The following is a 25,985-nucleotide window of genomic DNA, read 5'->3' on the forward strand; positions in this document are numbered from 1 at the left end:
CTGCAGGCGTCTTCTCTCGCATTCGAACGTAGCGGCCCCGGCGACGGACGGCTTTGCATCTCGTGCCGTCGTTTTGTCATTTCTTGCTGGCGAGCGAGATGGCAGAGGCAAATGCCGAGTCATTGGCCGCACACGTGTCAGGGATTGTTTGCCGTGATGCAGAATGCGGATCGCAGCCAACGTGACCGCCCTCGAAAAGGCGTGCGGCCTTCAGACTCAAGCCAAAGCAGGAACAGCTCTGCTCACGTCAGCCAGTGACGGTTCCGGCTGTCGCGATCCGAACCTCTGACGAAACTGGCCGGGGGCGTGACCCGTTGCTTGCCTGAATGCGCGCGAGAAACTGGCCTGATCGGAGAAGCTGAGCGCCAACGCAATATCCACCAACGATCGATCACCTTGCATCAACAGGGCTTTCGCGCGGTCAAGGCGCCTGGCGCTGACGTAGCGATGAGGAGGTTGTCCGACGGCTTGCTTGAAGGCACGTGCGAAATGGTATCGGCTCAAGCAAGCGATCGACGCCATGAGATCAAGGGAGAGGTCGCCTTCCAGATTCGCTTCTATGTAATCCAGCACACGCAAGAGTCTGCGCCGATCAAGCCCTTGACTCGCGTGACGGTGAAAGGATTGAGCGGAAGATGCGCCGGCATACTTCTGGACCAGCCTCGCCGCCAGGCTCGATGCGAGGGCTCCGACGAGCAGGCCGCCGGCGGAGGTTTCGTTCTGCAGCTCCGATGCGATCGCAAATCCGATCTCGGACAGTAGCGGATCTTCGAACGCCCTTTCGTAGCAAGGCGCGCTGACTGCCGCCAGGTCGACATCGAGCTCGAGGTGGCTCGGCAAGAAGTGGCTGACTGGAAGATAAATATGCAGAATACTCGTCAGATCATCGGCGATATCAACCGAACCTTCCCGCAGACCGGGAGGAGAGAGCCAAACCGTACCTCTCCTTGCGACTATCCGGCTTTCGACGCCTGGGGCCCGTCGCGTGACCAGTGATTCATTGCCGTGGATATCGACGCACATCCTGATGTCGGACTGTGGAGTCCTCCATGGGATCACCCCCTTGCGAATGGTGGTACACAGCTGGGCCGAGAGACCGGACCAACCTCGATCCGCGGAAGACGACAGCATCCCTTCGAAACCGTAGTGCTCCAATCCGTTTCGGTTCACTGCGGCCGGCTGATCATGCTGGATTTCCAAGACACGCTCCTACAGAGTTGCCTCAAGTGACGGTCACTTCCTGCGGGTTCGCCAGCGCCCTACTCAGGCTGCGATGCTGGAATTGGCCGCGTCTGGACGGTCAGCCTCGCTATTCCGCGCTTCGATGGCCCGGACGGAGTTCTCGAACGCCTTTTCCAACACCCGCCTGCCGACGGTCCCGAGCACGAAGCCGAGCAGACGTCCCGTCAGGTTTTTGCCGTCGCGTACGACAACCACATCGATGTCGGTCGTTCCGTTGGGCCGACGAGTGAAGGTGTAGACGTGACCCGACGCGCCGCCCCACATGTTGGATTCGGTCGTCTTGAGAACGACGCGGTTCGGGTCGGACCAGTCGTAGTGCAGGCGCTCCCAGATTCCGCCCGACCCTTCCGTAACGTCAGCCTGCGAGCCGGCCCGGTGGTGCACCTTGAGATAGGCGTCGGCGCTGTTGCCGAAGAGCCTCGAGCGACCAGGCCCGAAATCGGTGAGTCCGGCGACGTACTGCTCGGGCGTCGCAGTGCTCGTCCGTCGGAGGTGGATGGTCGACATGTTAGTTTCCTTATTCCATTTGTTTGGCTAACCGCACTGGCTCGATTCGAAGTCAGTTCGTTGTCGCGTTCGCCTTGCGAACGAGAACATTGTCGCCTTTCCGACTGATCTCGACTGCATCCGCTTGTCGCGGTGTTGAGAGAACCACGCGCTGGCCAGGTGCGAGTACGGATACGACACGGATCGGCGTTCCCGCCTCGCCCTGCGCAAGTGTGGCGACGACGTGAAACCCATCACGTTCGACAGTGTAGTAAGCGATCCCAGATATCCCTCCGAGATCGATGCTCTTGCCCTCGATTGGACGAAGGCCTTCTGCATGGGCGGCCGTCAGGGAAGCGATACCGAACGCAGCAGAGAATAAGATGTTGCGGATTGACATAGCGATTTCTCCTATCAGCTCTGAAAGGTTTTAGCGGTCATAGAGCACGGCCAGGTTGCCGATCACGAAAACACGTCGCCGCCCCGATGAATCCAGGTTCCCTCGACGGAATGGACGGGTGGAGCGCTGTCGCGCTGCCCGTTGACGGAACTAGCCGACGGAAAGACGCTGTCGTAATTCGCGCGGGCTTCGCGTATCAGGCGGAGCCGTTCGCGCTCGGCCTTCGGGATAAAACGGATAACTTCACCCATGTTCGCCTCCAACTGTAGCGCCGGTTTCGGCGGGTATGGTTGGCAGATGGGGCGGACGGGTCGGGCCAACAGCCGGGAAATCCGGAAGACGTCCTTCCAGATTCCGGAAGGCCTCGACTGCAGTTGGCCGGTGGCAGCAGAGCCGAACTACGTGCACGGGCAAGCCTTTGCACAGATTCCTGGCCGCGCCCCTGGGAGGGTCTGCAGGGCCGCTGCCTACTCGGCGAAGACCCGCTTCAGCCGCGGACCGGCAAAGTCCAGAAAAGCTCGTGTCTTGATCGGCAGAAAGCGATTGGCGGCATACACGAGATTCACCGGCATCGACGGCGGCTGAAATTCGTCGAGCACAGTCGTCAGCGCGCCTTCCTCCGAACCGGTCCCGAGCTGATAGGCGAAGGCCATGGAAATCCCGAGGCCGGCGCGGGCCGCAGCGCAGGCCGCTTCGGCGCTGCCGACGAGGAGCCGCGTATGCACCGGCGCCGCTATGGTCTCCTTGTCCACGACGAACGTCCATGCATCGGGAAGCGAGAAGCCCTGATAACTGATGCAATCGTGCCCGACCAGATCTTCGGGCTTGCGAGGCGTTCCGCGAGCAGCGAGGTAGGTGGGACTGGCGCACACCACTCGGCGCGTCCTGCCGAGACGCAATGCCACCAAGCTCGAATCCGGCAACTGGCCGATGCGTACCGCGACGTCGATCTGCTCCTGAACCAGATTCAGCTTTTGATCGGTGGGGACCATTCTGACCTTGATGTCCGGGTACGCCTTGAGGAAGTCAACGATGATCGGCATGAGAACGACACGCCCGAGACCCAACGGCGTCGTCACAGCCAGTTCGCCCGTCGGCGCCGTATACTCACCGGACGCGGTACGCTCGGCTTCGGTCACATCGGCGAGAATGCGCTTGCAGGCCGCAACGTAGGACGAGCCCGTTTCCGTCAACACCAGTTGCCGGCTCGATCGGTGGAAGAGCTTCGTCCGCAGGTGAGCCTCGAGGTCGGATACGTTGCGGCTGACCGTCGTAAGCGGCGTCTTCATTCGCCGCGCGGCCGCGGACAAGCTGCCGTGCTCGACCACGGCCAGAAAGGTCGACATCGCTTCCAGGCGATCCATCGTATCCCCCTTCCGATATTTGGAAGAACGTCTTCCGATTTTGCCACATCGCCCCGGAACTCGGAAGGCGGCATCGATATCGATCGCCGGGGGTCGGGCGCACGGACGTCCCGTTCAAGCCGGCCTTCCGCAGCCCGGAAGGACCGTTTCCACCGACGCCCACTACACCCGGCCGCGTACCCGGTAGATCTTCAGGGACGACGGCGCGAGAAGCCGGTCCTCGAAAACTGCAAGGAGAGTTCAATGACAAGGCCTTCCGAATCCCATCGTTACGAAACCCAGCACGGCGACGATGCCGACTTCGTCGCGTACCAGCGCAAGTCGAGCGATGGCGCCTGGCAGACGATTTCCTCGTGGATGATCCCGGAGCCCGCGGATCATTGAGGCGGTTCGGCGGAGACCCGTCAGCCGGGCGTGACGAAAATCGCCAGGTTGCACTGCATAGCCCCAAGAGCATTGGAGACTACAAATGCCCGCCATCCTCTCGACCATCGTGCTGCCTGCCGTCACGACAGGTGCTTTCCGCCTGCTCAGCACAGCTTGCAACCGGATCGCTAACCACCTCGGCCGGCGGACCGGCGCGGCATGCCTTCGCGATCTCGACGACCGCGCGCTCCGGGACATTGGCCTGACCCGTTTCCAGATCGAGGCGGCTGTCTTCGGCCGGGTGACGCATTCGGACAAAGCGGACAAATTGGTCTCGGCCGCCGCGACATATCCAGGCGGACGCCAGCGCGCGCCAACCGCGGGGGCGGCGCCATGGAGCTGACCGTCGCCACGATCCTGATCACCTTTGCCGGCGTGTTCCTGATCTGCTTCATGAAGGGCGCGTTTGGCGGCGGATTCTCGATCATCGGGATTCCGCTGTTGTCGACCGTGATGGACCCGGTCATGGCCGGAGGCCTTCTGGCGCCGTTGTTCATCGCGATGGATCTGTTCGCCCTGCTCTACTGGAAGCCCTCGACGTGGTCGAAGCCTGACCTTCTGCCGCTGTTGCCGGGGCTCGTGACCGGCATCGGATTCGGTTATCTGCTGTTCCGCTTCCTGGATCACCGCGCCATCGCGATCGTGATGGCCGCCGTCACGTTGATCTTCGTCGGGCTATGGCTCCTCGCAGGCGCGGAGGTGACGACCCGCGCGCGTTCGACGCCGAAGGCCATCACCGCCGGCCTCGCCTCGGGAGTCACCACGATGGTGGCGCATTCGGGCGGACCTCCGCTTGCGATGTATCTGCTGCCCCTCGGCCTCAGCAAGGAGGTCTACGCGGGAACGACCAGTCTCTTCTTCACCGTCGGCAACGCGACCAAGGCGGTGCCATGGCTCCTGCTGGTCAAGCCGACAGTCGGCGTCTGGATATTGATGGCGCTTTGCTTGCCCGCCATTCCCGCCGGCGTGTGGGCTGGTTGGCGGCTGCACGGAAGTTTGGACCAACGCCAGATTTATCGCATCTGCTACGCGTTGCTGGTCGTGACCGCGCTGAAATTATTGTGGGACGGAGTTTCCGGCTATCTCGTGATTTGACGCGGCTGGCGCCCGCGCCTGGGACGCCAGCAAGAACCGACAAAATGACAGCAGGCGATGCAAAGCCCGCGGCCCGTCGTGCCCCTACCTTCGTCTCTGTTGAGGGCAACGAGCCGCAGCGCGCCGGGGCGACCGTTCGGCCGACGAGGATCTGAATGCCATGCCGATACGGCAATACTTCGTGTGGGTAGGAAGCGCTCTTCTCGTGGCGCTGTTTGGCGCCGACTGGTTGCTGCCGCGCCCCGCTGCGCATTCACATTCAGCAGCTGATCCCGGTGAGAGGGTCAATCTGCGCATTCGATCGGACCAAAAATGGCCGGAACGGGTGGTATTCGACACCGCGCGTTCGGGGAAGCCGCTCGCCGCTGAGCGCGGGCCCGAGCCGGACGCCATTCTCAACCGAGATCCGACCGCGGTCGCGCAACGCGGCCCGCTCGATTCGTTTGCCGCGATGGACAGCGCCCAGCCGACCCCGACAGCAACCAAAGCCGCGGCCGCCCGGCCCTCGTATGACCAGTGCAGCCACAAACGATTGATCAGGAGCCGACATGAAAGACGTTCTGTGCCTAAGCGTGTTCGCCGGCAAAATGCTGTGCCTCGTCGTGTTCGTGACCGTCCTGAAGCCCGACGGCAGCATCGGCGCCATCCGGACGGCGACGAAATCCGTCGACTGCAGGATAGAGCGTCCGGGAGCGCTCGAATGCGGCCTGAACTCCTTTGTGGCGGCTTCGCAAGCCGACGCGAGGCCCTGCACCGCGAACATCGCTCACTGCTGAACCAACGCCCGACGGTTACCGCCATGACCCAAGCCGCCTCGTTCCGGGACCGACATGCCGCCCTCATCTTCGCGCTGCGGACCTTTGCAGCGGCGATGCTGGCGTTCTCGATCGCGCTCCTGCTGGACATGCCGCGCCCCTACTGGGCCATGGCGTCCGTCTACATAACGTCCAACCTGTTCACCGGGGCGACCACCTCAAAGGCCGTCTACCGCATTCTGGGGACACTGATGGGCGCGGCGGGGACGATCGCGCTGGTCCCGAACCTCGTCAACGCGCCGGAAGTGCTCAGCCTCTGCATCGCATTGTGGGTCGGCATTTGTCTGTACCTCTCGCTGATCGACGGCACGCCGCGCAGCTACGTGTTCCTGCTGGCCGGCTACACCGTGGCGCTCCTCGGATTTCCGATCGTCTCGACGCCCCAGTCGGCCTTCGACATAGTGGTTTCCCGCGTGCAGGAGATCACGCTTGGAATCCTCTGCGCGAGCGTCGTCGCGATGCTCGTGCTGCCGCGCAGCGTGGCCTCCGCGGTCGCCGCGCAAGCCGATGCATGGCTCGCCGGTGCGCGCCGGCTCGCTGCGGACGTCCTTACCGGCCGCGGAAGCGATCAGGAGCGTGACAGCGAACGCATACGTCTCGCCGCCGCGGCATCCGAAATCGACCAGCTTGGCCGCCATCTCGGCTATGAGGCGGCCGCCTCCGCAAATATCGGGCGAGGCCTGATCCGTCTCCGGCAGCATATGATGGCGCTGCTTCCGCTGCTGGGATCGATCGAGGACCGGAAGCTCACGCTCAATTCAGACGACGAGGCGCTGGCGCCCCTCAACGCGATCTGCACACGGATAGCGCAATGGCTCGAAGCCGGCCAGCACGGCGGGCAGGAAGCCGAGAAGTTGCGTGCGGCGATCGATGAAATCCGGCCGGCGCTGGAAGCGGATGCAGGCTGGACCGACATCTCGACTGCCGGTCTGGTCGTCCGGCTGCGCAACCTCGTCGATGTCATGCAGGACTGCGAGATCCTGCGCGAGGCGATCGCCGACGGTTGCGATACGGAACAGCTTCCGCTCGCCTTCAGGCCCAACACGTTGACGGTCGCCGTTCCGCACCGGGACCACGGTCCCGCGCTGCTGGCGGCCGCTTCCGTAGCGCTATCCGTCCTGGCCTGCAGCGGGTTCTCGATCGCCACGGGCTGGCCCGACGGCGCAGCGGCTCCGCTGTTCGCCGCCGTCGTCGGCAGCTTTCTAGCGGGCGTAGACGATCCTCTTCCAACGTTTCGCAATTTTTACGGACTATTCCTCGTCGTCATCGCCATCCACGGAATCTACCTGTTTGGCGTGTTGCCGCGGATTACGACCCTTGAGATGCTGATTGCCGCCCTCATGCCGACCTTCCTGCTGTTCGGCTGGATGACCGCGCGGCCCGCGACCGCGCGCATCGGCTCAATCCTCGCCATCTACCTCTCGGTGCAGCTGACGCTGACCGAGACGTACTCGGCGGACTTCCAATCCTATGCAAACTCCAGCGTGGCGTTGATGGTGGGCGTCGCGCTGACCGGCGTCATCTGCGGCATCGTTCGATTGCTCGGAGCCGGCTGGATCGCCGGCCGGCTGCTCCGAAGCAATTGGAGCACGCTGGCCGCGATCGCCGAGCGCAAGTCGGACCAGGATCCGTTGGCGCTTGCCGGTCTCATGCAGCATCGGCTGGCCCTACTTGCCGCGCGCATTGCCTTAGTCCCTGCCGAGGCAAGGAACGACGCCGCCAATCTCCGCCAGCTTCGGACGGCGCTCAACGTTATCGGCGTGAGGCAGACGAGCTTTGGCCTATCACGCCGCACGAGAGCAGCAGTGGAAGCCTTTTTCGCTCGTCTTGCCCTGATCTGCAGGACGCATACGGCGGGTCCGCTCCCCCACGGCCTTGTCGGGCAACTCGATAGCACGATCGCATTCACCTTGCAGGAACCGCCCAGCGAGGCCCGCGACCAGGTTCTGATGGGCCTCGCCGGCGTTCGATCCGGGCTCTTCCCGCAATCGACGGCCTATCAACCCCAGAAAATCGAACACAGGACAGCCGCATGAAATACGAGCTTGATCTGTTCGGCGTGATCGTTCCGAGCCTCCTGCAGTGGAGCGTGGTTGCCTACGTCCTCGCCCGCAGCGTGAGCAGGCTGATGGGCCGCTTCGGCCTCTACCGCCATGTCTGGCATCCCGCCCTGTTCGACTTCGCGCTCTACGTCTGCCTCGTCACCAGCCTCGTCTACGCTTCGAAGGAGTTATTCTCATGAACGCCCCTGTCTCTTTCCCGAAAGCCTTGTGGCGCGGGTTCACGATGAAGTGCCCCAACTGCGGCCGGGGCCATCTGTTCGGCCGCTTCCTGAAAGTGGTCGACAACTGCGGGGTTTGCGGAGAGGACTACACGCCGCAACGCGCAGACGACCTCCCGGCCTACTTGGTGATCGGTATCGTGGGCCATCTCGTCGTGCCGGCACTCCTTGCCGTCGAGATGGCCTACTCGCCTCCCACCTGGCTGCAGTTGCTGATCTGGATCCCCGTTACCGCGCTTGCCGCATTGTTTCTGCTGCAGCCGGTGAAGGGGACAATCGTCGGCCTGCAGTGGCAGACCGGCATGCACGGATTCGAAGCCGCCAGGCGCCGCCGGGATGGAGAAGCCCGCGATGGTGTCGCACCACCCCTGCCGAAGCTCGTCTCCAAGGAGTTCGTGTCGTGAAAACCCTTCTGAGTTCGCTGCGCCGCTTCACGCCGACCGGTCTCATGCTGCTGCTCGCACTTTGGGCCGGCTACAAGCTGTGGGACTACTATTTTGATGCGCCCTGGACCCGCGATGGCCACGTGCGGGCCGACGTGGTCCCCGTGGCTCCCGACGTCTCGGGCTTCGTGAGCGAGGTGCTGGTCCGGGACAACCAGCAGGTTCATCAGGGCGACGTGCTGTTCCGGATCGATCGGGCACGGTACGCCATCGCGTTGGAGCAGGCCGAGGCGGTGCTGGACGCCAGACGTGCCACGCTCGACAATGCCAATGCCGACCTGAAGCGCTACAGCGCCCTGACGACTGATGTCGTCGTCTCCAGGCAGAGGATGGATCAGGTCGTCGCCACGCAGGCCACGGCCAAGGCCAACTACGATCAGGCGGCCGCGGACCGCGCTCTCGCCAGGCTCAATCTCGAGCGCAGCGAGGTACGCGCTTCCGTCAGCGGCATCGTCACCAACATGGAGCTGCGACCGGGGGCCTATCTGACGCCCGGAAAGGGCGTGATGGCGCTGCTCGATACGGACACTCTGCATGTCCAGGGCTATTTCGAGGAAACCAAGCTGCAGCGGATCCGGGTCGGCGATCCCGTTAATGTGCGCTTGATGGGTAGCCACCACACGCTGCGCGGCAGGGTGGAAAGCGTCGCGGCGGGTATCGAGGATCGCGATCGCAGCAACGGCTCGACCCTGCTTGCCAACGTCAACCCGACCTTCAACTGGGTGCGGCTGGCGCAACGTGTTCCGGTCCGGATCGCGCTAGACGGCCCCGAGCGAAACGACCTCGTTGCGGGAGCCACCGCCACCGTCGAGGTGCTCGGCTCGGCGTCCCGCAGCGAGGCGGCCGCAGCCAAAAACGGACGCGATGCCCCGCAGCGCGCCAGCTGCCACATGACTCGATCTGCGGTCGCATTCGCGTCCTCGTGCGGCTGAAAGCCCCCAAATCAGATGAAGGCTCCATCAAAAATGTTGGTAGCGTTTCTGGCAATGCTAAGCACCGGCATCTTCACGGCCCATGTTCTCGAAGCGCTGCACACGAGCCTGTCGTCGGCGCACACGCGCGCCAAAACACGGCTAATCCGCCGCGATGGAGCGCCGAGGTAACGTCATGCGCGCTCACCGGCTCAACTACCGATCTTGGATGTCGCTCGGCGCCGCCGCCGGATACATCGTATTGATCGGGCTGGTGGCTGTGTGTACCGAAAATCTATATCCGAACGTATTGACGATGAAGTCCGCCCAGTATGGCGCGCGAATTTATGACGCCGGATCGCTGAACCTGGCGAGAGACAGGCGCATCTTTGTTCAATGAGAATCCGACGCAGATGTTCCTCGTCCAGGACAATGATGTGGTCCAAACACTCGCGCCGGATCGATCCGATCAGCCGTTCGGCAAAGCAGTTCTGCCAAGGCGAGGCCGGTGCAATTGGCTTGTCTCGGATACCCATGGCACGCAGTCGGCGCGTGACGACAGTGCCGTAGATTCGATCTCGATCTCGGATCATATAGCGCGGAGCGCCATCCGAAGGAAAAGCCTCGGTGATCTGACGTGCAACCCACTCCGCCGTCGGGTTGGTTGTGACGCCGATCCAGACGAGATCTCTGCGATCAAGCCGGATGATGACGAAGCCATACAGCAGCTTAAAGCCAATGGTCGGTACTACGAACAAATCCATGGCGGCGATGTCCGGCGCGTGGTTTCGCAGAAAGGTCCGCCATTCCTGACTTGGAGGCCCGCGTCGCTTGACCATATACTTGGCGACACTTGATTGAGCGACGCTAAACCCGAGCTTGAGCAGTTCGCCGTGGATGCGCGGCGCACCCCAAAGCAAATTCTCTGTGCTCATCTGCCGGATCAGCGCGCGCAATTCTGTCTCGATCTGCGGTCGCCCGCCCCGTCGACACGATTTCCAACGCCAATAGCGGCGAAAGCCGGCCCGATGCCAACCCACCAGCGTTTCGGGTCGAATAATCATGAGAACCGGAAGGATCGACGGGAACCAGCGATAGAGCTGAACCAAGAACCAGCGGTCGTTGTTCGTGAGGCGAGCCCGGCCTTTCAGCTTGCGTCGCAAGACGATCATAGCTGCCGCAACCACAAAAAGCGCTATGAAGTCCCGCCGCTTCATTCGATCCTCCATCGTAGTTCGAGGAGCCGGGTGTAGAGTATCAGGTCTCGATGGTCGTCGCACTTGATGCGGACGCAAATGCTGCGTCGCAAACGCGGCGTAGCGCAGAACAGCTATGGCTCAATCGCTTCGGAGACTATTCGATCACCTCGTCGGCACGGGCGAGTACCTTTGGCCACGATGGTCATTCGGGCAGACCGGCCTGGCGCAGACCGACGATCATCAGTGCTTTCGTCTCCGGGGCAAGAAAGGTTGCTGCGTGAGCCGCCCACGCGGCAATCGTCAGACCGGGTTGAAGATCGAGGAGCCGACCCAACCAGTCTCGGGCCTCCTCATTCCTGCCGAGAAGCCCGCAAAGAGAGACTTTGACGCGAATTGAAGCATGGAATCTTGGTTGCTCGCGCAGCGCGTCGTCGATCCAGACCTCGGCATCTTGGTATTGGCGAGCACCCAGATATGCCAACGCGACTGCGAATTTATAGACGTAGCACAGTGGATCTAGCGGACTGAGCCGGATTGCGCGATTGCCAGCTTCGACAGCAACCACCGCGTGAGCAGCGCCGCGAAGGGACTGGCACAGAGCTTTGGTGCCCCAGGCGTGTGCCGAATTTGCATTGAGCGCAAGAGCACGATCCAGCGCGGAGAGCGCGGCCGTTTGATCCCCCACAACGGACAATAGATAGGCCGCCATCCAGAGAGCATCGGGATCATTGGTCCCAAACTCAATCGCCAGCCTGGCAAGGCGGATGCCGTCCTCGTCCTCTGGCCCGGTCGGGAGAACCCAGCCCTGACCTCTTTGTATGCCGCGGCACCAAGCTGCTAATCCCGCTGCGGCTGCATACGAGGGATCAAGTTGCAGTGCCCTTTTGGCTAGCGAAACTGCCTCCGTGAGCGTTTCTGGCGTCATTCTATGCACCTGCGACAAGGCACGAAGGTAAAGATCGTAAGCGTCAAGGCTTTCGGCCGGCTTGCGTTTGGCGCGCTCGATCTCCACCTGCTCCAACTTCGGTGCAATGGCGCTGACTACGCTGACGGTTACCTGGTCTTGAAGATCGAAGACGTCCTCAAGCGTGCCGTCGAAACGGTCAGCCCAGAGGTGCGCCCCTGTGGTTGCGTCAATGAGCTGTCCAGTAATACGCACTCGGTTTGCCGCTTTGCGAACACTCCCTTCCAAAACATAGCGCACCCCAAGTTCGCGTCCGACTTGCTTGATATCGACTGCTTTGCCCTTGTAGGTAAAGCTAGAATTGCGGGCGATGACGAACAGCGCTCTGAAACTAGACAGCGCCGTGATGATGTCCTCGACCATTCCATCAGCAAAGTAATCCTGTTCCGAATCACCGCTCATGTTCTGGAACGGAAGCACGGCGATGGACGGCTTGTCCGGAAGCGGGAGCACCTGGCGTTGGCTCACAGCCGAACCTGATTGAATTGCTGAAGTGGTTTGACCAGTCAGCCGAAACCGCCACGCCTGCATTGGCTCAGAAATATTCTTGAGGAGCTGCGGTCCCATATTCTCACACGCAATCTCGACTTTGCCCCGAACCTGCCGGTAGGCGTCATCGGACATGCAGACCCCGCCCGGTTCGGCGATGCCTTCAAGGCGCGCCGCAATATTGACGCCGTCACCAAAAATATCGTTCTCATCGATAATGATGTCGCCGACGTGAATGCCGCTACGGAATTCGATGCGCCTGTCCGCCGGTACCCCAGAGTTGCGCTCGGCCATACCGCGCTGAATATCGACTGCGCAACGAACGGCGTCGACCACACTCACGAATTCCATGAGCATTCCATCGCCCGTCGTTTTGACGATTCGGCCGCGATGTTCGGTGATCTTGGGATCGACAAGCGTCTTTCGGAACGATTTCAGATTGGCGAGCGTGCGTTCCTCATCGAGGCCCATCAAACGGCTGTAACCGGCGACGTCTGCCGCCAGCACCGCTGCCAGTCGCCGTTCCACGCGCTCGCTCAAGGTACACCCCGTGCTCGGGGAACTTGAATGCCGACATAGCATAATTATGTGCCGACGTCTGGCTAGGCCCATGGTCGCGGTAGGGACGACGATTTCTCCTCGCCCACCGGGTCGCCGGAGGCGGTCGCCCGCCCCCGGCTCCCACAGAACGTGGCGTGCGGATTTCCCGCACCACGCTCTTCGGCAGTTGGTTCACAGCTTTCGCTGCTATCTGTTCAAGTTTCGTTTCCATGGTCAGCTGATCTTCTCTCTGAGTAGAAGGCCGTAACTCCCGTTGCATGGAGCCCATGTCGCCCAAGAACAATTCAACTACCGCTGACCGCTTTCCCATGTAGCCGGCTCTCCCGACCGCAGAGTACTATCAGTCAGTCTGACTTCCACCCGGTCATCAGACCCTTCTCACCTGGCTTGGCAAGTCCTACAGGCTTGCGCCTGAACCGGATGGATCTCCCTTGTTCGCGTTGCTTCCTTAGGTTGCATGCTGGCGGTACGAACCCCGGGAGCATCTCAGGCCGCTCGCTATAGCGCGGGCTGCGATTCCGCCTTCCGCTTTACGGGATAGGGTCGGCTACTCCGATCACGATCGATTTCGGGGCTATGTTCCCGTTCACTGTCGTTCCGGCCTACAACCTCCCTGTCTACGCTTCGCAACGGCCGTTACCGGACGCCACGCAAGACTCGGTTCGCGGCTGCTCGCTAGGCTTTGCCGCGGCCGTCATCGCAGACGGCAGACTTCAACGCGCTTGCAAGGCGCAACCGCACAGATCCCGGCGTGCGCTGCTAACGCACCGGGCTCCTCCCTCGGGTCAGACGTCGTACGATGAACGATCTAGTCACGCTCGTCGCCCGACGCGCAGCCATCATTCGGATCGACGCGGCATTTCGGCTCAGTGTCCGAACCGCGGCCGCCTAACGGCTGTTTCCCTTGGGTGAGGCCCTTCCCTCCACGACCTCCGCCGGGGGTTGCCTCCCCTTGTTCAGTCGCTTCGCAAGTACTATGGCCTCATCCGACTTCTCATCCACGTTCATGCTCGGCGTGCGGATTGTAGCCTTCCCGAGCCGGCCCGGCACACGAGTCCGGGCATCGATGAGACCTCCCAGGTTCCGCGCAAAGAACTTCTCCACGTGCACAAGGTCTCCGACTGCGCGAGGTTCTTCCCATGCAAGCCAGTACGTCATGGGACGATGTTGCCTTCTCTTCAACGGAAGGAGATCGGCACCCCGGAATTAGACCCGTTTCGCAGCTCAATACTTGGCCCGTGGTCTCCCCTGTGAACGCTTCACGGCTGCCCTCGCGAGCAGAACCTCGTGCATCACTCGGGGTCGGGGCGGTTGGCTAGACCGTCCCCGTGGGGGACTTTCACCTCCTATTCTTTGCCAGCTTCCTGGCGCACTCTCAGTTGGGTCAAAAGGCGGCATCGGTGAGCGATTGGCCTAAGTCTGCTTTATCCCTACAAGCGCAGCCATCTGGTGGCGCTGCGTACCACCAAGATTTCCGCGAGCGATCCGCCGTCAACGTGGTGGCCGGGTGAACGGTGAAGATCACCAAAATACCGCTCGGGCTGTTGCATTCACGCAACCTTCTTTCTGCTCCGAAACGATAGTGTTTTGGGTTCGGATCGGAGGTGGCACATGTTCGACGTGTACCTAAACCATAAACGTGATCTGCTGGTGGTGAGGCAGGGATCGTCGATACCTCTCGGTGGCTCGTCGGGGAGATGGCAAAAGAGAAAGAGGAAGGTCGCCATCGTCAGCGACGAGATTAGGTCTGCCGTTCAGAGGCAGGGCTATTACGTGCGGAAGCGGAGTGAGTTGAAGACAAACTAGGATCAAGTCGGGGCGCGCGGCGGTTCTAATTCAATCAGAACCATAACGCTTTAAGCCTGCGGCCTGGCAGCCGCCGTTCCTGTCGCGCGCGAACGGAAATAGTCCAGCACGAAAAGCCGGAGCGCGGACGAGAGGTTGCCCTGCTCGCGGTTCCTGTCGATCTCGCCGACCAACTCGGACAATGTCATGTCCCGAAGGTTGGAGATTTCCTTCATGCCGTTCCAGAACGCCTCTTCGAGGCTGACGCTGGTCTTGTGCCCGGCGACCACGATCGAGCGCTTAACGACGGGCGACTTCATAAGGCGTCTCCGTCGTCGATACGAGCGCAGCAAGAGCTTGCTGGGACCAGCATCGCTCAGCGCTGCGCGAGCAGGCTGCTATGAGGCGGTCGGTTGGTGCCATCCTATTCCTCCAGAGACGCGGAACACATCCAGCAAGGGTCAAAGCCAATAACCCACCGTTAAAATTGCATTTGGCCTACGGCAAAAGAGAAAGAGGAGGCTCGCCAGCGTCAGCGACGAGATAAGGTCGGGGGTTCAGACGCAGGGCTATTACATGCGGAAGCGAAGTGAGTTGAGGACAAACTAGGATCAAGTCCGGGGTTTTGAAGCGCGGCTCGCATGTGCAATCTCTACTCGATCACTACAAACCAGGCCGCTATCATTGCGCTGTTTCGTGTCGTGAACCGATACGTCGGCAACCTCGCTCCGATGCCTGGGGTGTTTCCCGACTACCAGGCGCCAATCGTGCGCAACGGCCCCGACGGCCGCGAGCTCGCCACGGCGCGATGGGGAATGCCATCGTCGTCAAAGGCGCTGATGGATGCGACCAAGAAACGGGCCGAAAAGCTGCAGGTCAAAGGCAAGACCAGAGCTGGTCCCGGTTGTCTGAACAGAATCTCCGCGTCGATAAGTGGAGCCTCTGCCGGGGTTAGGCCGCCGCGCGGAGCGGCGGAAGGTTGAAGTAGGCTTGATCCGGGGTCATGTCGTCAAGACTCGAATGCGGACGTCGTCCGTTGTAAAAATCGAGATACCGGCCAATCGAATGTCGTGCCTCGCCGACGGTTTCGTAGGCTCGCAGATAGACCTCCTCGTATTTGATGCTGCGCCACAGCCGTTCGACGAACACGTTGTCGCGCCAGGCCCCTTTGCCATCCATGCTGATGGCGATGCCGTGGCTGGCAAGCAAGCCGGTGAAGGCCGCACCGGTGAACTGCGAGCCCTGATCGGTGTTGAAGATCTCCGGCTTGCCATGACGGGCCAAAGCATCTTCCAGTGTCTCGACGCAGAACGCCGCCTCCATCGTGATCGATAGCCGCCAGGACAAAACCCGGCGCGTCGCCCAGTCGAGCACGACGGCGAGATAGACGAAGCCGCGCGCCATCGGGATGTAGGTGATGTCCATGGCCCAGACTTGGTTTGGACGCATGATCTCCATGCCGCGCAGCAGATACGGATAGATCTTGTGGCCGGGTTCGGATTTCGTGGTGCGCGGACGGCGATAGAGCGCCTCTATCCCCATCCGCCGCATCAGCGTCGTCACATGCCGGCGGCCGATCTTGCACCCCTGCAAAGCCAGCAGGCCTCGCAACATCCGCGAACCGGCGAAGGGATACTCCAGGTGCAGCCGATCGAGACGCTGCATGATCTCGATGTCGGCTGAAGAGACTGGACGCGGCAGATAGTACACGCTGCCGCGGCCGACCTTCAAAACCTCTGCCTGCTTGGTGATCGACAGATCATGTTCACGGTCGATCATCGCTTTGCGCTCAGCAATCCCGCCTTGGTGAGCGCTCCTTCTAAAAAATCATTCTCCAGCGTCAGTTCCCCGATCTTGGCATGCAGCGACTTCACATCGACCGCCGGCGTGGCAGCCGCCGTGCCCCCAGGTCCAAAAACTCCGGAAGCGCCACCCTCCAGCTGCGCCTTCCACGCCGTAATCTGATTGGGGTGGACGTCGAAATGCTCGGCCAGTTGAGCTATCGTCCGGTCGCCCTTGACGGCGGCAAGCGCCACCTTTGCCTTAAAGGCCGGGGTATGGTTCCGGCGCGGTCGTCTGTTCATGGTCTCTCCTGATTCGCGGGCTTATCGTGCCCGCCGTCAGGCAGAAACTCCACTTAGCGTCCTGTTCAAATTAGCGAGTCCGGCTCTACCGTGATTTCAAGGAATTGCTTCGGATGGAGCCGGATGGCGGGACGACCAACATCCGCAGATCACCCCGAGAACGGGGTCCTTAATCCATGCCGAAACACAGCCCGAATCGATCCCCGCGAGAGGTAGGCGATTCTCAGGCGCTCGGATGCCTTGAGCGCTGCCGAGATGGTTGAGGCGATGTCGGACGTCAATCGGGCGGACGGTCCTGGTCGAGCAGCCAATCCTTGCGCTTCGAGAAGCGCCAAAGGGAACAGTCGACCTCGAACTGAGGGCCTAACCCAACCCGTCCGTCTCAGGGCTGGTACGACGGCGCTTCGGCGCTTCGTTCAATAAGCCGGCAAGACGCAGGCCTTCTAGGATACCTTCCAGCCGCTGCTCCCGGATCATCGCAGCCATCATTGAAACGGCGTCCTGTTGCTGGATTGTGAAGTGCACGTCAGGCAATTGCTCAGACATGGCCTCGAAGAATGTCTGCGGGTTAGTAACGTGATCTCGGAGCGCATATGCCGCGTCCTCCGCGAGGTAGGTCGCAAGATCGCTGTCCGTCAACGTGTCAAAATCAAAGTCGTACCGCGTACGGTCCTTGATCGACTGCCGAATCTGCTCGCTCTGGTGCTTTGCCGCCATAGAGAGCATAAAAACCGCGTCCGGAAGGTTCTCGCGCGGTACATTCTTCAGCTCAGCCATGCGGGCGTAAATTTCTTTGCCAGCACGCTCGTTCCGCTCGAATCGCTCCTGCGCCTGCCGTGCCTCATGCTCACGCTGTATTTTCTCTCGCCGTTTTTTTCCGAACATGCTCATGCCTCCAGGCGGCGATATAGTGCGGTTCTCGCACGACATGGAAGATCAAAATGACCTCGCGCGATCCCCAGCTCGGCGACCCGCGGCAAGGAGAAGGCGGAGGTCGCTGCCCAGCGCTTCTGTGCACTGGCCGCGGAACACGTTGAAAAGGTTCGGCTCCGACGATTCCGAATCCCTGCCCTGTGTTAGCAGCCGGAACGACCGGCGCGCCCCAAAGACACTTCCGATGTGACGCGAGGAGAATCAAGGTGCCGATGCTCAAGGAGATAGCTTCGGCTCCTTGAACAGCAAACGATCTAGTGGATCAAATCTGACATTTGAATCCCCCTGAGGGATTCGCGAGGAGCCGATTGCATGCGAATCTGGCGCATGCGAACGGGTATTTCGATCATCGTTACTCCGTCCGACCGTTTCCGTTTGGAGGCGCTCGTGCGGGATCGCAACGTGCCGCAGAAGCAGGTGTGCGGGCTGAGATCGTCTTGTTGAGTGCAGACGGGCTCGGCACCAATGAGATCATGCACCAGACCGGCAAGTCCAAGACCTGCGTCTGGCGCTGGCAGGAACGCTTTATGCAAGAGGGCTTCGAGGGTCTGCTGCGCGACAAGACACGCCCCTCGCGCATTCCGCCGCTCGGAGCGGACGTTGCAGCACGCGTGGTGGCACTCACGCAGACCGATCCGCCAGGAGAAGGCCACGCACTGGACCGCAACCATGATGGCGAAGGAGGCCGGCATCAGCGCCAGCTCGGTTCAGCGTATCTGGCGAGCGCACGGGCTGCAGCCGCATCGCGTCCGGCAATTCAAGCTCTCGAACGACCCCAACTTCGTCGAGAAGCTGCATGACGTGGTGGGGCTTTACGTCAATCCACCCGAGCATGCCATCGTGCTCTCGGTCGACGAGAAGAGCCAAATCCAGGCGCTCGATCGCACCCAACCGGGCCTGCCCCTCAAGAAGGGGCGCGCCGCCACTATGACACACGACTACAAACGCAACGGCACCACTACCCTGTTTGCCGCCTTCGACGTGCTCGAAGGCAAGGTCATCGGACGCTGCATGCAGAAGCATCGGCATCAGAAGTTCATCCGCTTTCTCAACCAGATCGAGGCTCAAGTCCCAGCCAAAAAAGCGGTCCATGTCATCCTCGACAACTATGCGACCCATAAACACCCGAAGGTGCGCAAATGCCTCGATCGCCATCCGCGGTTCACCTTCCATTTCACGCCCACCTCGTCATCGTGGCTCAATGCCGTCGAAGGCTTCTTTGCCAAACTCTCCAAACGGCGCCTCAAACGCGGCGTCTTCCGGTCGGTCCGTGAACTCAAGGCCGCCATCAACCGCTTCCTCGACCAAACCAACAATGATCCCAAGCCCTTCACTTGGACCGCAGATCCAGACAAAATCGTCGCCGCGCGGATAAAGACCTCACCATAAGCCCCGTCCCGGTCACGGATGAGATAGCGGGGAGCCTGCTCCCAACCGCTGCTTGCGCGACCTGATTTGCGATCCATTCTGCGGTTGGATGCGCTGTGACGCCAAACCACAGAATATGTCGCCGGCCGTGCCCCATGATCAGCAATCCATAGAGCAGCCGAAACGAGATTGTCGGCACGACGAACATATCCATCGCAGCGATCCCATCAGCGTGATTGCGGATAAAGGTTCTCCAGCCTTGCGACGGCGGGTGTCTCCGCCTGACCATGTATTTGGCGACGCTGGTCTGGCCGATCTCGATACCGAGCTTGAGCAACTCTCCATGAATCCGCGGCGCTCCCCACAGAGGATTGGCAATGCTCATCTCGCGGACCAGCCGTCGTATTTCGACCGCAACCGTCGGTCGGCCGGAACGAGGTCGTGATTTCCGGCGCCAGTAAGATCTGAACCCGGCACGATGCCAACGGACGACAGTCTCCGGCTTCACAATCGTCAGCGCATTGAGGGTACTTGGCGCCAAACGAGACAGCCCAACCAAGATCAGGCGATCCATGGCACTGAAAGTCAGTCTCTTTGGCAGGTGCCGTCGCTGGATGTTAAGCTGATGACGAAGGATCAGGATCTCAGCTTCCAACGAGGCCGCGACTGGAACAATAACACCAGCACCGTCCAGACCAGGCTGCAAGCTTCTCTCATAAGCCAGAAACATCGCGCGATTCGGCCTCACTTGCCAGCCGGATTAGGTTTCCGACAGGACAGGTGCCGAGCGCTTCATCGAAGAATGTTTCGTCAAACAGCTGGCTGTAACGCATTGGCCTTTACCTTGCCATACCGCTGCCTGACGGGATGCCCCAGCGCTCGAGCTATCTCTGCGGCGGCGCAAAAGATTGCACCTCAACCAAAGCGATGTGTGGCCTTGCGGTTGGCCGGTCACCTCCTCTATCGTCGCATCAGATCTGAGTTCTCCTTGTCCGCACGCGGCTCCGTCAGGTTAACTCGCGTTTCTCAGGTAATCACCAGTATAATCGAGCCCGGCGCCTGCTCGAATACGAATGCCGCAGTATCGCCGAAGAACAGCTTGTCGCCAGGTCTGCGGTTTGCCCCGATCACGATCAGATCATGCCGACCCTTCTTTGCTTCGGCCAGAATGGCCTCGTTTGGAGCCGGAGCGGCGCGTACTGCCGTCTTCACCGCGGTACCGTAGCCCTCGGCGATCTCGACGATGTCCCTCAGAATCGCCTGCTCACGCTGGCGAGCGCGGGCTGGTTTTGAGCCATGCGACGTTCTTCCAGACACATAGAGGACCGTCACCAACGCGCTGCACGCGCGTCCGAGCGCGATGGCGACTTCGGCCGCGCGCCGTGAAACGTCGGTGCCGGCGACCGGGACGAGAATTCTTGCGGGGGGAACGTCCAGTTGCTGGAAATGCCGGTCGCGACCTGCCACCAGGATCAACGGGCCGTCGAAGGCCGCGACGATCGGCGTGAGAGCCGGGTTGAAATCACCGGATTTCGTTCTGGTCTGCTCGACTCCGATCACCAGGAGATCATAGCCCTTCTTGGCTTCACTTGCCACCGCATCTTCCGCCGAGCCGGCGGGCACGCGCACCGTAACCTCGATCCGGGACGGCGCGCCGTCATCCGGGCTCCTTCCGCTCTCTGCTGCAGCGGCCTTCAGCACGTCTGCGCTGGTCACCTCCGGCGAGCCGGAGTCTGTGTCCACCTCGAATCGCTACCGTTCGACTTCTTGTCGGCTTGCAGGGAGAGTAGCGTGGTCGGCATGCCCCGCTGGCCGGCGATTAAGCCAGTAAGCCGCGCCGCGAACTTGCCGTTCGGACTGTCATCGACCGCGAGCAAGAGACGTTCCAGGTTCGACACGAACCCTTTGGCCTCTTGTTGCTCGCGCTCCAACCGCTCCTTCTCCGATTTTCTTATCGGCACCCGCCGCAAGGTCCAGCGCAGCATCGGCGGCATTGCCATCGTCGTGACCACGGCCATAGCGACGATCATCGTGAACAGATCTTGGCTGAGTGCGCCCATCGATAGGCCAATGGTGGCGACGATGATCTCAGTCGATCCGCGCGCATTCATAGCACAGCCAAGTGCAAGGGATTCGCGCCGCGTGAGGCCCCCGATCGTGCCACCAAGGAACGCACCGGCGAATTTCCCTAGGCTCGCAACCGAGATCAGACCAAGCGCTACTATCGCGAGTTCAGGATTCCTTAAGATCGCGAGGTCGGCGGAAAGACCAGCGATGCCGAAAAATACTGGCATGAAGAATGCTAGAATGAGGCCGCGAAGCTGCTCGTCAATGTGCTTGCTCATGATCGGCGATTCGCCGATCAAAATACCCGCGACGAAGGCGCCCAGCACTGTGTGCACACCAATGAAGTGCGTCGTCAGAGCCATCAGACCCATGATCACGAGGATGGTCGTAACCACGGGAAAGTCACTCTCGAAACTATCATTCGCCCAACGGATCGCGAAGAACACCAGCCGACGACCAACCGTAAAGCTCGCGGCCAAGAAGATAGCAGTGCCCAATACGCTCTTGGCGACACTGGCGACGTCGATCGTTCCCGCCTCTGCCAAGCTCAGCGTGATCGCAATGATGACCCAACCAACGGAGTCCTCGCAGATCGCCGATGCGACGATGATCTGACCAAGGTTGCGGCGGGTGAAGCCCATTTCGCGCACGACCGCTGCTACGATCTTGATTGAGGAAATCGAAAGGGCGGTGCCGAGAAACAGCGAGGTGAGAAGGCGCTGGTCGGGATGCGGCAGCAGGGATTCCGGCAGAAGCTGCCCGAGCGCAAAGCCGCAAAGAAAGGGTACCGCGACGCCGCTGAGCGAGATGCTCAACGCGGCCTGGCCGACTCGCCTTACGAGCTTGAGGTCGGTCTCCATCCCGGTCAGCAGCAGCAGAAGCAATATGCCGAACTGGGAGATGCCATCCATCATGGCCTTCTGTTCGGGGTTCTTTGGAAAGATCGCGATCTGCATCTCGGGCGAGAGCGTGCCCAGCACCGACGGTCCGAGCAGAACGCCGGCAAGCAACATGCCCATGACTGACGGCTGACCAATGCGATTCATGGCTTCGCCGAGCAGCCGGCCGATCACCATCAGCGCGATCAACTGAGCCAGAAAGACGACTTCCGAAGGTCCCTTTGCGACCTCCGCCGCGAAGGCATCTGTGACATCGGCAAGGCTGAACAAGATCAGCGCACAGAGCCGCGGCGCCGCGATCAGAAGTCGTGGGCGTTCAAGTGTGACTGTTGCTTGGGCCAACCCCTCTGCAAACGACGGCTGGCCGTGGAGTGCTTTGACCATGGTTCACTTTTTTATGCGCGTGGCGAACAGTCCGTGATCGCGGTGGCCGTAGCCAGGTGCACCGGCTGCCCGATGAAGCATCCTTCGCCGAAAAAGTCGCCGTCACCCGGGATGGCGATGACAGCGTTTTCTCCCTGGCCGGCCGGTACAGCAGACAACCTGGGCTGCTGGCGGTTTGATGGACACCTCCTTAAGCTAATCCCACCTTGCGTTCGAACTCAACTGGGCTGACGTAGGGGCGCATGTATTTCGCCGGCATCAGGCGGGCGTCGTGGCCAAGCATTTGGAGCCTGCGACTGAGATGATGCGCGCCGACGCAGGCCTCCATTCCGATCAAGCACGGCGGCAGGTTGGCGAGCCGCGTTTCCACCTGGCCGCGTGACCACTTATGCCGCAGCACGATGGCACCGCGGTGATCATGACCCACGAGGTGGAACGAGTTCTTGCCGATATCGATGCCGATCACGGCGATCGCGGTATTGGGTATCTGAGACATGGCGTGCTCCTTGTCTTGAGCGCCCCCTGCCAGCTTCTCGTGCTGGCAGGGCCGGAGCACGGCCGGACCATCCCATTAGCGGATGTTGATTTGTTGGATTTGACGGGGGACAGAGCGTTTAATTCGGTGTCACGGAGGGCCTCGCCTTCCGGATCACGCCTTAATCAGGCAAACTGAGCCGGACTGTCACGCTCCATGTCGAAATTGACGCGGGAGACCAGATCGCCGTAGGTCATGGTATAGCCTCCTGAAGTGATGCGGGAATGGCGGACCCGCGCAAGACCTGATTATTGCTTGACTGGGGCAGCCCGGATCTTGTCGACGATCTCCTTGGTCAAGTCGGCGCAGGCGCGCATCGGCTCACCTTCCGCGCATTTTACGTCAACGGTCGTCGCACCTTCGCCGTCGATGTCGACCCTGATACGCCCGGCCTTTCCTTCGCCTTTACCCTCACCCTTTCCTTCACCCTTGGCTTCGACTTTTCCCTCGCCCTTGCCTTCCATTTTCCCTTCACCCTTTCCCTGCGCGTAGGCGTTGGAACGCATGCCGAGCACGACGCCAAGCGCGGCGACGCCCGCGGCAAGAGTCAAGGTGGCGCGGCGAGACACGCCGGTAACATCAAGATTTGAGTTGTCGTCGTTGTTCACGATGGTCTCGTTGATCGCCCCGGAAGGGGCGCGAACGGATTGATGGCGGGTGGAGCGGGCGTTCGTGACGACATCGCCGATAGTGCGAGCAGCGCCAGCAGCAGCGCGGGCGGCATGACGACGAGGCCGAGCTTGAGGAATTGCCAGGCCGCGACATGCTCTCCTTCGCGGCGCAGCGCGATCAGCCACAGGATGGTGGCGAGCGAGCCGGTGACGGAGAGGTTTGGTCCGAGGTCGACCCCGATCAGGATCGCGCCGGTAACATGCGCCGGTACCTGCGCGGCCTGGCTGACGGTCGCAGCAATCAGTCCCGCCGGAAGGTTGTTGACGAGGTTCGATGCGACAGCGACGACGATCCCGGCGATCCAGGATGTGGTCTGCGGCGAAGCCATCGCAGCATCTTTCAGGATGCCAGCCAGCGACGGCAGCACACCGGTCCGGTTCAGCCCTTCGACCAGGATGAACAGCCCCGCCACCAGCGGGAGCACCGACCATGAAACGTCTTTCAGGATCGGCATGGGGGACTGCCGGCCGATCAGCAGCATGATGACGGTCACGGCGGCGCCGGTTACGAACGTTGGCAGTCCGAGATCGCGGCCGAGTGCCGAAGCGCCGAGCAGCACCACTGCGGTCATGGCGATCCCGGCTGCTGCGAGCTTGCCGCCCAGCGTAAACGGCGGAATCTCGTCGACGGCGGCGACGGCAGCATCCAGTCCGCGACGCTGCATCAGCCGCAGCGCGATATAGGTCGCGGCGATCGCGACCGCCGACGGCAGCGCGAAGTAATGCAGCCACTCGGACAACGGCGGCATCTGCGTGCCGAACACGACCAGATTGGCCGGATTGGAAATCGGCAGCACGAAGCTCGCCGCGTTGGCGATGAAGGCGCAGATGAAGAGATATGGCAGCGACTCGACCTTTGCGGCGCGCGTCGCCGCGTAGACCGCCGGCGTCAGCACCACCGCCGTGGCGTCGTTGGACAGAAACACCGTGACGATGGTGCCGACGACGTATACGATCAGGAACAGCCGCTTCGCCGAGCCGTTCGACGATCGCACGGCTTGCGCCGCCAACCAGTCGAACAGGCCTTCCTTGCGCGCCACCTCAGTCAGCAGCATCATTCCGATCAGGAAGAAGTAGACGTCGGTGCCCTTGGCCGCAGCCGCCAGCGCTTCCGGCCAAGGCAGCAGATTGAGCAGCACCAGTAGCATCGCACCTGCCACCGCCCAGATGAACTCCGGAAGATTCCAGGGCCGCGCGATCACGCCGAACGTCGCCAATCCCGCGATGCCCCAGGTCGCTGCGTTGACGCCGACCATCAGCGCGCTCCCGCGGCAAGCGCGCCAGCCAGTGCCGGGGCGGATGAACCATGCGGCCGTGCGCAGGCAGGCCGGAGCAGCGATGCGAACCCCAGCCACAACGCGATCGACCCCAGCGCAAAGCTGCCGAGGGTAACGAACATCGCGCCGTAGCCGATTTTCTGGGCGATCCATCCGCCGATCGCCGGACTGAGCGAGGCGCCGAGACCCTGCACGGTCATGACGGCGCCATGTCCGACGTTGACACGCCCGGTGCCGTTGAGGATGCGCGCGACAAGGCCAGGCACGGCCACGCTTTGAAGTCCCGCCCCGATCCCGTCGAGGATCTGCACCGGATAGACACCCCACTTGTTCATGACATGGGCGGCGAGGACGCCACGGATCGGCAACGCGATGAACGAGACCAGCAACACCAGCCAGTAGCCCTCCTTCTCTGCGGGTCGCATCGCGATCAGGGAAGCAAGGATCATCGTGCTCTGGGCTACGACGATGGTGATCGCGACAAATCCGGCGGGGTCGCCTTGCTTGTTCGCAACGACGGCCAACCCGTAAAGCGGCAGCATCGCGCCGTTGCCGAGGTGGAAACAGGCCAGCGCGGCTGCGAGGATCAGCAGCGGCTTGCACTCGAAAAGCACGGTAATGCCGCCGACCTTCCCGTTTTGACCGCTGCTGGTATCGAGACCGCGCGCCTCGTCATCGTCAATGGCTTCGCCCGGTATCATCAGCACGGAAGCGATGGAGAGAACGCCGAACAAGGCCGCCAGCCAGAACACAGCGGTGAAGCCGAATTGCCAACCGAGCAGACCCGACAGACCGGCGCCCACCATGTTGCCGGCATGGTTGAGCGCCTGATTGTGTCCGTTCTGGCGGTTGAAGCCGGCCTGACGGACGATGCCGAGCGTGACGCCTGACACGGCGGGCCCAATCGCCGCACCCGCGACGGCCGTCGCGACTTGCGATATCGTAACCAGCCAGAAGCTCTGCGAAAGCAGGATGATCCCGGACGCGATCACCGTGCATAGGCCGGGGATGATCACATAGAGCTTCTTGCGTCTGGTCGCATCGACCAGGGCGCCCGCAGGCGTGGTCATCAACATTCCGGCCACGCCGCCGACCGTCATCACCGTTCCGATTAGTCCGCTCTGCCAGCCATGCGCCAACAGGAAGACACCCAGGAACGGGCCGATGCCCGCCTGCATGTCGGCCATGAAGAAGTTAAGCGACAGCAGCGGCCAGAGGCCTTTCAATGCCGGCTTGTTCGAGGCTTGTGTCACGTTGCGCTCCAGTCGTTGGTCGGGCCGCAATCGTCGGCGGAAGTCTTGCGCGC

The 25,985-nt window shown here is 61.6% G+C and carries 25 protein-coding genes and 3 pseudogenes; 11 read left to right on the plus strand and 17 right to left on the minus strand.

What is annotated here, in order from left to right:
* Positions 1 to 216: 216 nt before the first annotated feature.
* The 5 genes from V1289_RS01015 to V1289_RS01035 form a co-directional block, all read right to left on the minus strand.
* Complete coding sequence (locus V1289_RS01015) at positions 217 to 1,200, minus strand: AraC family transcriptional regulator (protein WP_334395256.1); 984 nt, start codon at positions 1,198 to 1,200, stop codon at positions 217 to 219.
* A gap of 63 nt (positions 1,201 to 1,263) precedes the next feature.
* Positions 1,264 to 1,749: a hypothetical protein gene (locus V1289_RS01020; RefSeq protein ID WP_334395257.1), complete on the minus strand. Its 486-nt coding sequence runs from the start codon at positions 1,747 to 1,749 to the stop codon at positions 1,264 to 1,266.
* Between the two features lie 52 nt (positions 1,750 to 1,801).
* Complete coding sequence (locus V1289_RS01025) at positions 1,802 to 2,128, minus strand: hypothetical protein (RefSeq protein WP_334395258.1); 327 nt, start codon at positions 2,126 to 2,128, stop codon at positions 1,802 to 1,804.
* A gap of 62 nt (positions 2,129 to 2,190) precedes the next feature.
* Positions 2,191 to 2,379: a hypothetical protein gene (locus V1289_RS01030; protein ID WP_334395259.1), complete on the minus strand. Its 189-nt coding sequence runs from the start codon at positions 2,377 to 2,379 to the stop codon at positions 2,191 to 2,193.
* Between the two features lie 216 nt (positions 2,380 to 2,595).
* Entirely contained in the window at positions 2,596 to 3,492 is an 897-nt protein-coding gene (locus V1289_RS01035) for a LysR family transcriptional regulator (RefSeq protein ID WP_334395260.1), read from the minus strand.
* Positions 3,493 to 3,735: 243 nt separating this feature from the next.
* Between V1289_RS01035 and V1289_RS01040 the strand changes: the two genes are divergently transcribed.
* The 8 genes from V1289_RS01040 (at position 3,736) to V1289_RS01075 (ending at position 9,484) form a co-directional block, all read left to right on the plus strand.
* Positions 3,736 to 3,876, plus strand: coding sequence for a hypothetical protein (locus V1289_RS01040; protein ID WP_334395261.1), 141 nt, complete (start codon positions 3,736 to 3,738; stop codon positions 3,874 to 3,876).
* Positions 3,877 to 3,961: 85 nt separating this feature from the next.
* Complete coding sequence (locus V1289_RS01045) at positions 3,962 to 4,261, plus strand: DUF1127 domain-containing protein (RefSeq protein WP_334395262.1); 300 nt, start codon at positions 3,962 to 3,964, stop codon at positions 4,259 to 4,261.
* Positions 4,252 to 5,013 (plus strand): sulfite exporter TauE/SafE family protein, encoded by a 762-nt coding sequence (locus tag V1289_RS01050; protein ID WP_334395263.1) that lies wholly within the window; start codon positions 4,252 to 4,254, stop codon positions 5,011 to 5,013. Before V1289_RS01045 ends, V1289_RS01050 begins: the two co-directional genes overlap by 10 nt.
* A gap of 548 nt (positions 5,014 to 5,561) precedes the next feature.
* A complete protein-coding gene (locus V1289_RS01055; RefSeq protein ID WP_334395264.1) occupies positions 5,562 to 5,789 on the plus strand; it encodes a hypothetical protein in 228 nt (75 codons plus the stop codon).
* Between the two features lie 23 nt (positions 5,790 to 5,812).
* A complete protein-coding gene (locus V1289_RS01060; protein WP_334395265.1) occupies positions 5,813 to 7,864 on the plus strand; it encodes an FUSC family protein in 2,052 nt (683 codons plus the stop codon).
* Entirely contained in the window at positions 7,861 to 8,070 is a 210-nt protein-coding gene (locus tag V1289_RS01065) for a DUF1656 domain-containing protein (RefSeq protein WP_334395266.1), read from the plus strand. The genes V1289_RS01060 and V1289_RS01065 overlap by 4 nt, the downstream gene beginning before the upstream one ends.
* Positions 8,067 to 8,513 (plus strand): DUF983 domain-containing protein, encoded by a 447-nt coding sequence (locus V1289_RS01070; RefSeq protein WP_334395267.1) that lies wholly within the window; start codon positions 8,067 to 8,069, stop codon positions 8,511 to 8,513. Before V1289_RS01065 ends, V1289_RS01070 begins: the two co-directional genes overlap by 4 nt.
* A gap of 44 nt (positions 8,514 to 8,557) precedes the next feature.
* The gene (locus V1289_RS01075) at positions 8,558 to 9,484 is read left to right on the plus strand and encodes an HlyD family secretion protein (RefSeq protein ID WP_334407200.1); all 927 of its coding nucleotides are present in this window, start codon (positions 8,558 to 8,560) and stop codon (positions 9,482 to 9,484) included.
* Positions 9,485 to 9,675: 191 nt separating this feature from the next.
* On the opposite strand, the gene V1289_RS01080 is transcribed toward V1289_RS01075, so the two are convergent.
* Together V1289_RS01080 and V1289_RS01085 are read right to left on the minus strand one after the other, a co-directional pair.
* Positions 9,676 to 10,680 carry an integrase core domain-containing protein gene (locus tag V1289_RS01080; protein WP_334395268.1) on the minus strand — a complete coding sequence of 335 codons (1,005 nt, stop codon included), beginning with the start codon at positions 10,678 to 10,680 and terminating at the stop codon, positions 9,676 to 9,678.
* A gap of 184 nt (positions 10,681 to 10,864) precedes the next feature.
* Positions 10,865 to 12,655: an adenylate/guanylate cyclase domain-containing protein gene (locus tag V1289_RS01085; protein WP_334395269.1), complete on the minus strand. Its 1,791-nt coding sequence runs from the start codon at positions 12,653 to 12,655 to the stop codon at positions 10,865 to 10,867.
* A 1,632-nt stretch (positions 12,656 to 14,287) separates the two neighbouring features.
* On the opposite strand from V1289_RS01085, the gene V1289_RS01090 reads away from it, so the two are divergent.
* Complete coding sequence (locus V1289_RS01090; protein WP_334395270.1) at positions 14,288 to 14,482, plus strand: hypothetical protein; 195 nt, start codon at positions 14,288 to 14,290, stop codon at positions 14,480 to 14,482.
* A gap of 50 nt (positions 14,483 to 14,532) precedes the next feature.
* Here V1289_RS01090 and V1289_RS01095 read toward each other — a convergent pair whose 3' ends face one another.
* Entirely contained in the window at positions 14,533 to 14,781 is a 249-nt protein-coding gene (locus tag V1289_RS01095) for a ribbon-helix-helix domain-containing protein (RefSeq protein ID WP_334395271.1), read from the minus strand.
* Positions 14,782 to 15,102: 321 nt separating this feature from the next.
* Here V1289_RS01095 and V1289_RS01100 point away from each other — a divergent pair.
* A pseudogene (locus V1289_RS01100) lies at positions 15,103 to 15,351 on the plus strand (SOS response-associated peptidase); the annotation flags it as partial.
* Between the two features lie 61 nt (positions 15,352 to 15,412).
* On the opposite strand, the gene V1289_RS01105 reads toward V1289_RS01100, so the two are convergent.
* Positions 15,413 to 16,545 (minus strand): IS3 family transposase gene (locus V1289_RS01105; RefSeq protein ID WP_334395272.1). Its coding sequence is split into 2 segments (ribosomal slippage): positions 15,413 to 16,290 and positions 16,290 to 16,545, totalling 1,134 coding nucleotides; the frame shifts between segments, so codons are not numbered across the junction.
* A 363-nt stretch (positions 16,546 to 16,908) separates the two neighbouring features.
* Entirely contained in the window at positions 16,909 to 17,430 is a 522-nt protein-coding gene (locus V1289_RS01110) for a hypothetical protein (RefSeq protein ID WP_334395273.1), read from the minus strand.
* Positions 17,431 to 17,805: 375 nt separating this feature from the next.
* Here V1289_RS01110 and V1289_RS01115 point away from each other — a divergent pair.
* Positions 17,806 to 18,867 (plus strand): annotated as a pseudogene (locus V1289_RS01115) (IS630 family transposase).
* Here the strand turns inward: V1289_RS01115 and V1289_RS01120 are convergent.
* The 7 genes and pseudogenes from V1289_RS01120 to V1289_RS01150 all read right to left on the minus strand — a co-directional run bounded on the left by V1289_RS01120 (position 18,809) and on the right by V1289_RS01150 (position 25,932).
* Positions 18,809 to 19,576, minus strand: coding sequence for a hypothetical protein (locus tag V1289_RS01120; RefSeq protein WP_334395274.1), 768 nt, complete (start codon positions 19,574 to 19,576; stop codon positions 18,809 to 18,811). The pseudogene V1289_RS01115 and the gene V1289_RS01120 overlap by 59 nt on opposite strands.
* Positions 19,577 to 19,872: 296 nt before the next feature.
* Positions 19,873 to 20,589 (minus strand): universal stress protein, encoded by a 717-nt coding sequence (locus V1289_RS01125; RefSeq protein WP_334395275.1) that lies wholly within the window; start codon positions 20,587 to 20,589, stop codon positions 19,873 to 19,875.
* Positions 20,559 to 22,196, minus strand: coding sequence for a cation:proton antiporter (locus V1289_RS01130; RefSeq protein ID WP_334395276.1), 1,638 nt, complete (start codon positions 22,194 to 22,196; stop codon positions 20,559 to 20,561). Before V1289_RS01130 ends, V1289_RS01125 begins: the two co-directional genes overlap by 31 nt.
* Positions 22,197 to 22,428: 232 nt before the next feature.
* Positions 22,429 to 22,692, minus strand: a pseudogene (locus V1289_RS01135) (IS110 family transposase); the annotation flags it as partial.
* 287 nt (positions 22,693 to 22,979) lie between these two features.
* Positions 22,980 to 23,339, minus strand: coding sequence for a hypothetical protein (locus V1289_RS01140; protein ID WP_334395277.1), 360 nt, complete (start codon positions 23,337 to 23,339; stop codon positions 22,980 to 22,982).
* On the minus strand, positions 23,336 to 24,658 hold the full coding sequence (locus V1289_RS01145) for an arsenic transporter (protein WP_334395278.1): 1,323 nt from the start codon (positions 24,656 to 24,658) through the stop codon (positions 23,336 to 23,338). The genes V1289_RS01140 and V1289_RS01145 overlap by 4 nt, the downstream gene beginning before the upstream one ends.
* Positions 24,658 to 25,932, minus strand: a complete 1,275-nt coding sequence (locus V1289_RS01150) for an MFS transporter (protein ID WP_334395279.1) — start codon at positions 25,930 to 25,932, stop codon at positions 24,658 to 24,660. The genes V1289_RS01145 and V1289_RS01150 overlap by 1 nt, the downstream gene beginning before the upstream one ends.
* Positions 25,933 to 25,985 lie beyond the last annotated feature (53 nt).

Origin of the sequence: Bradyrhizobium sp. AZCC 2289, assembly GCF_036924615.1 — a bacterium.
Taxonomy (GTDB): Bacteria; Pseudomonadota; Alphaproteobacteria; order Rhizobiales; family Xanthobacteraceae; genus Bradyrhizobium.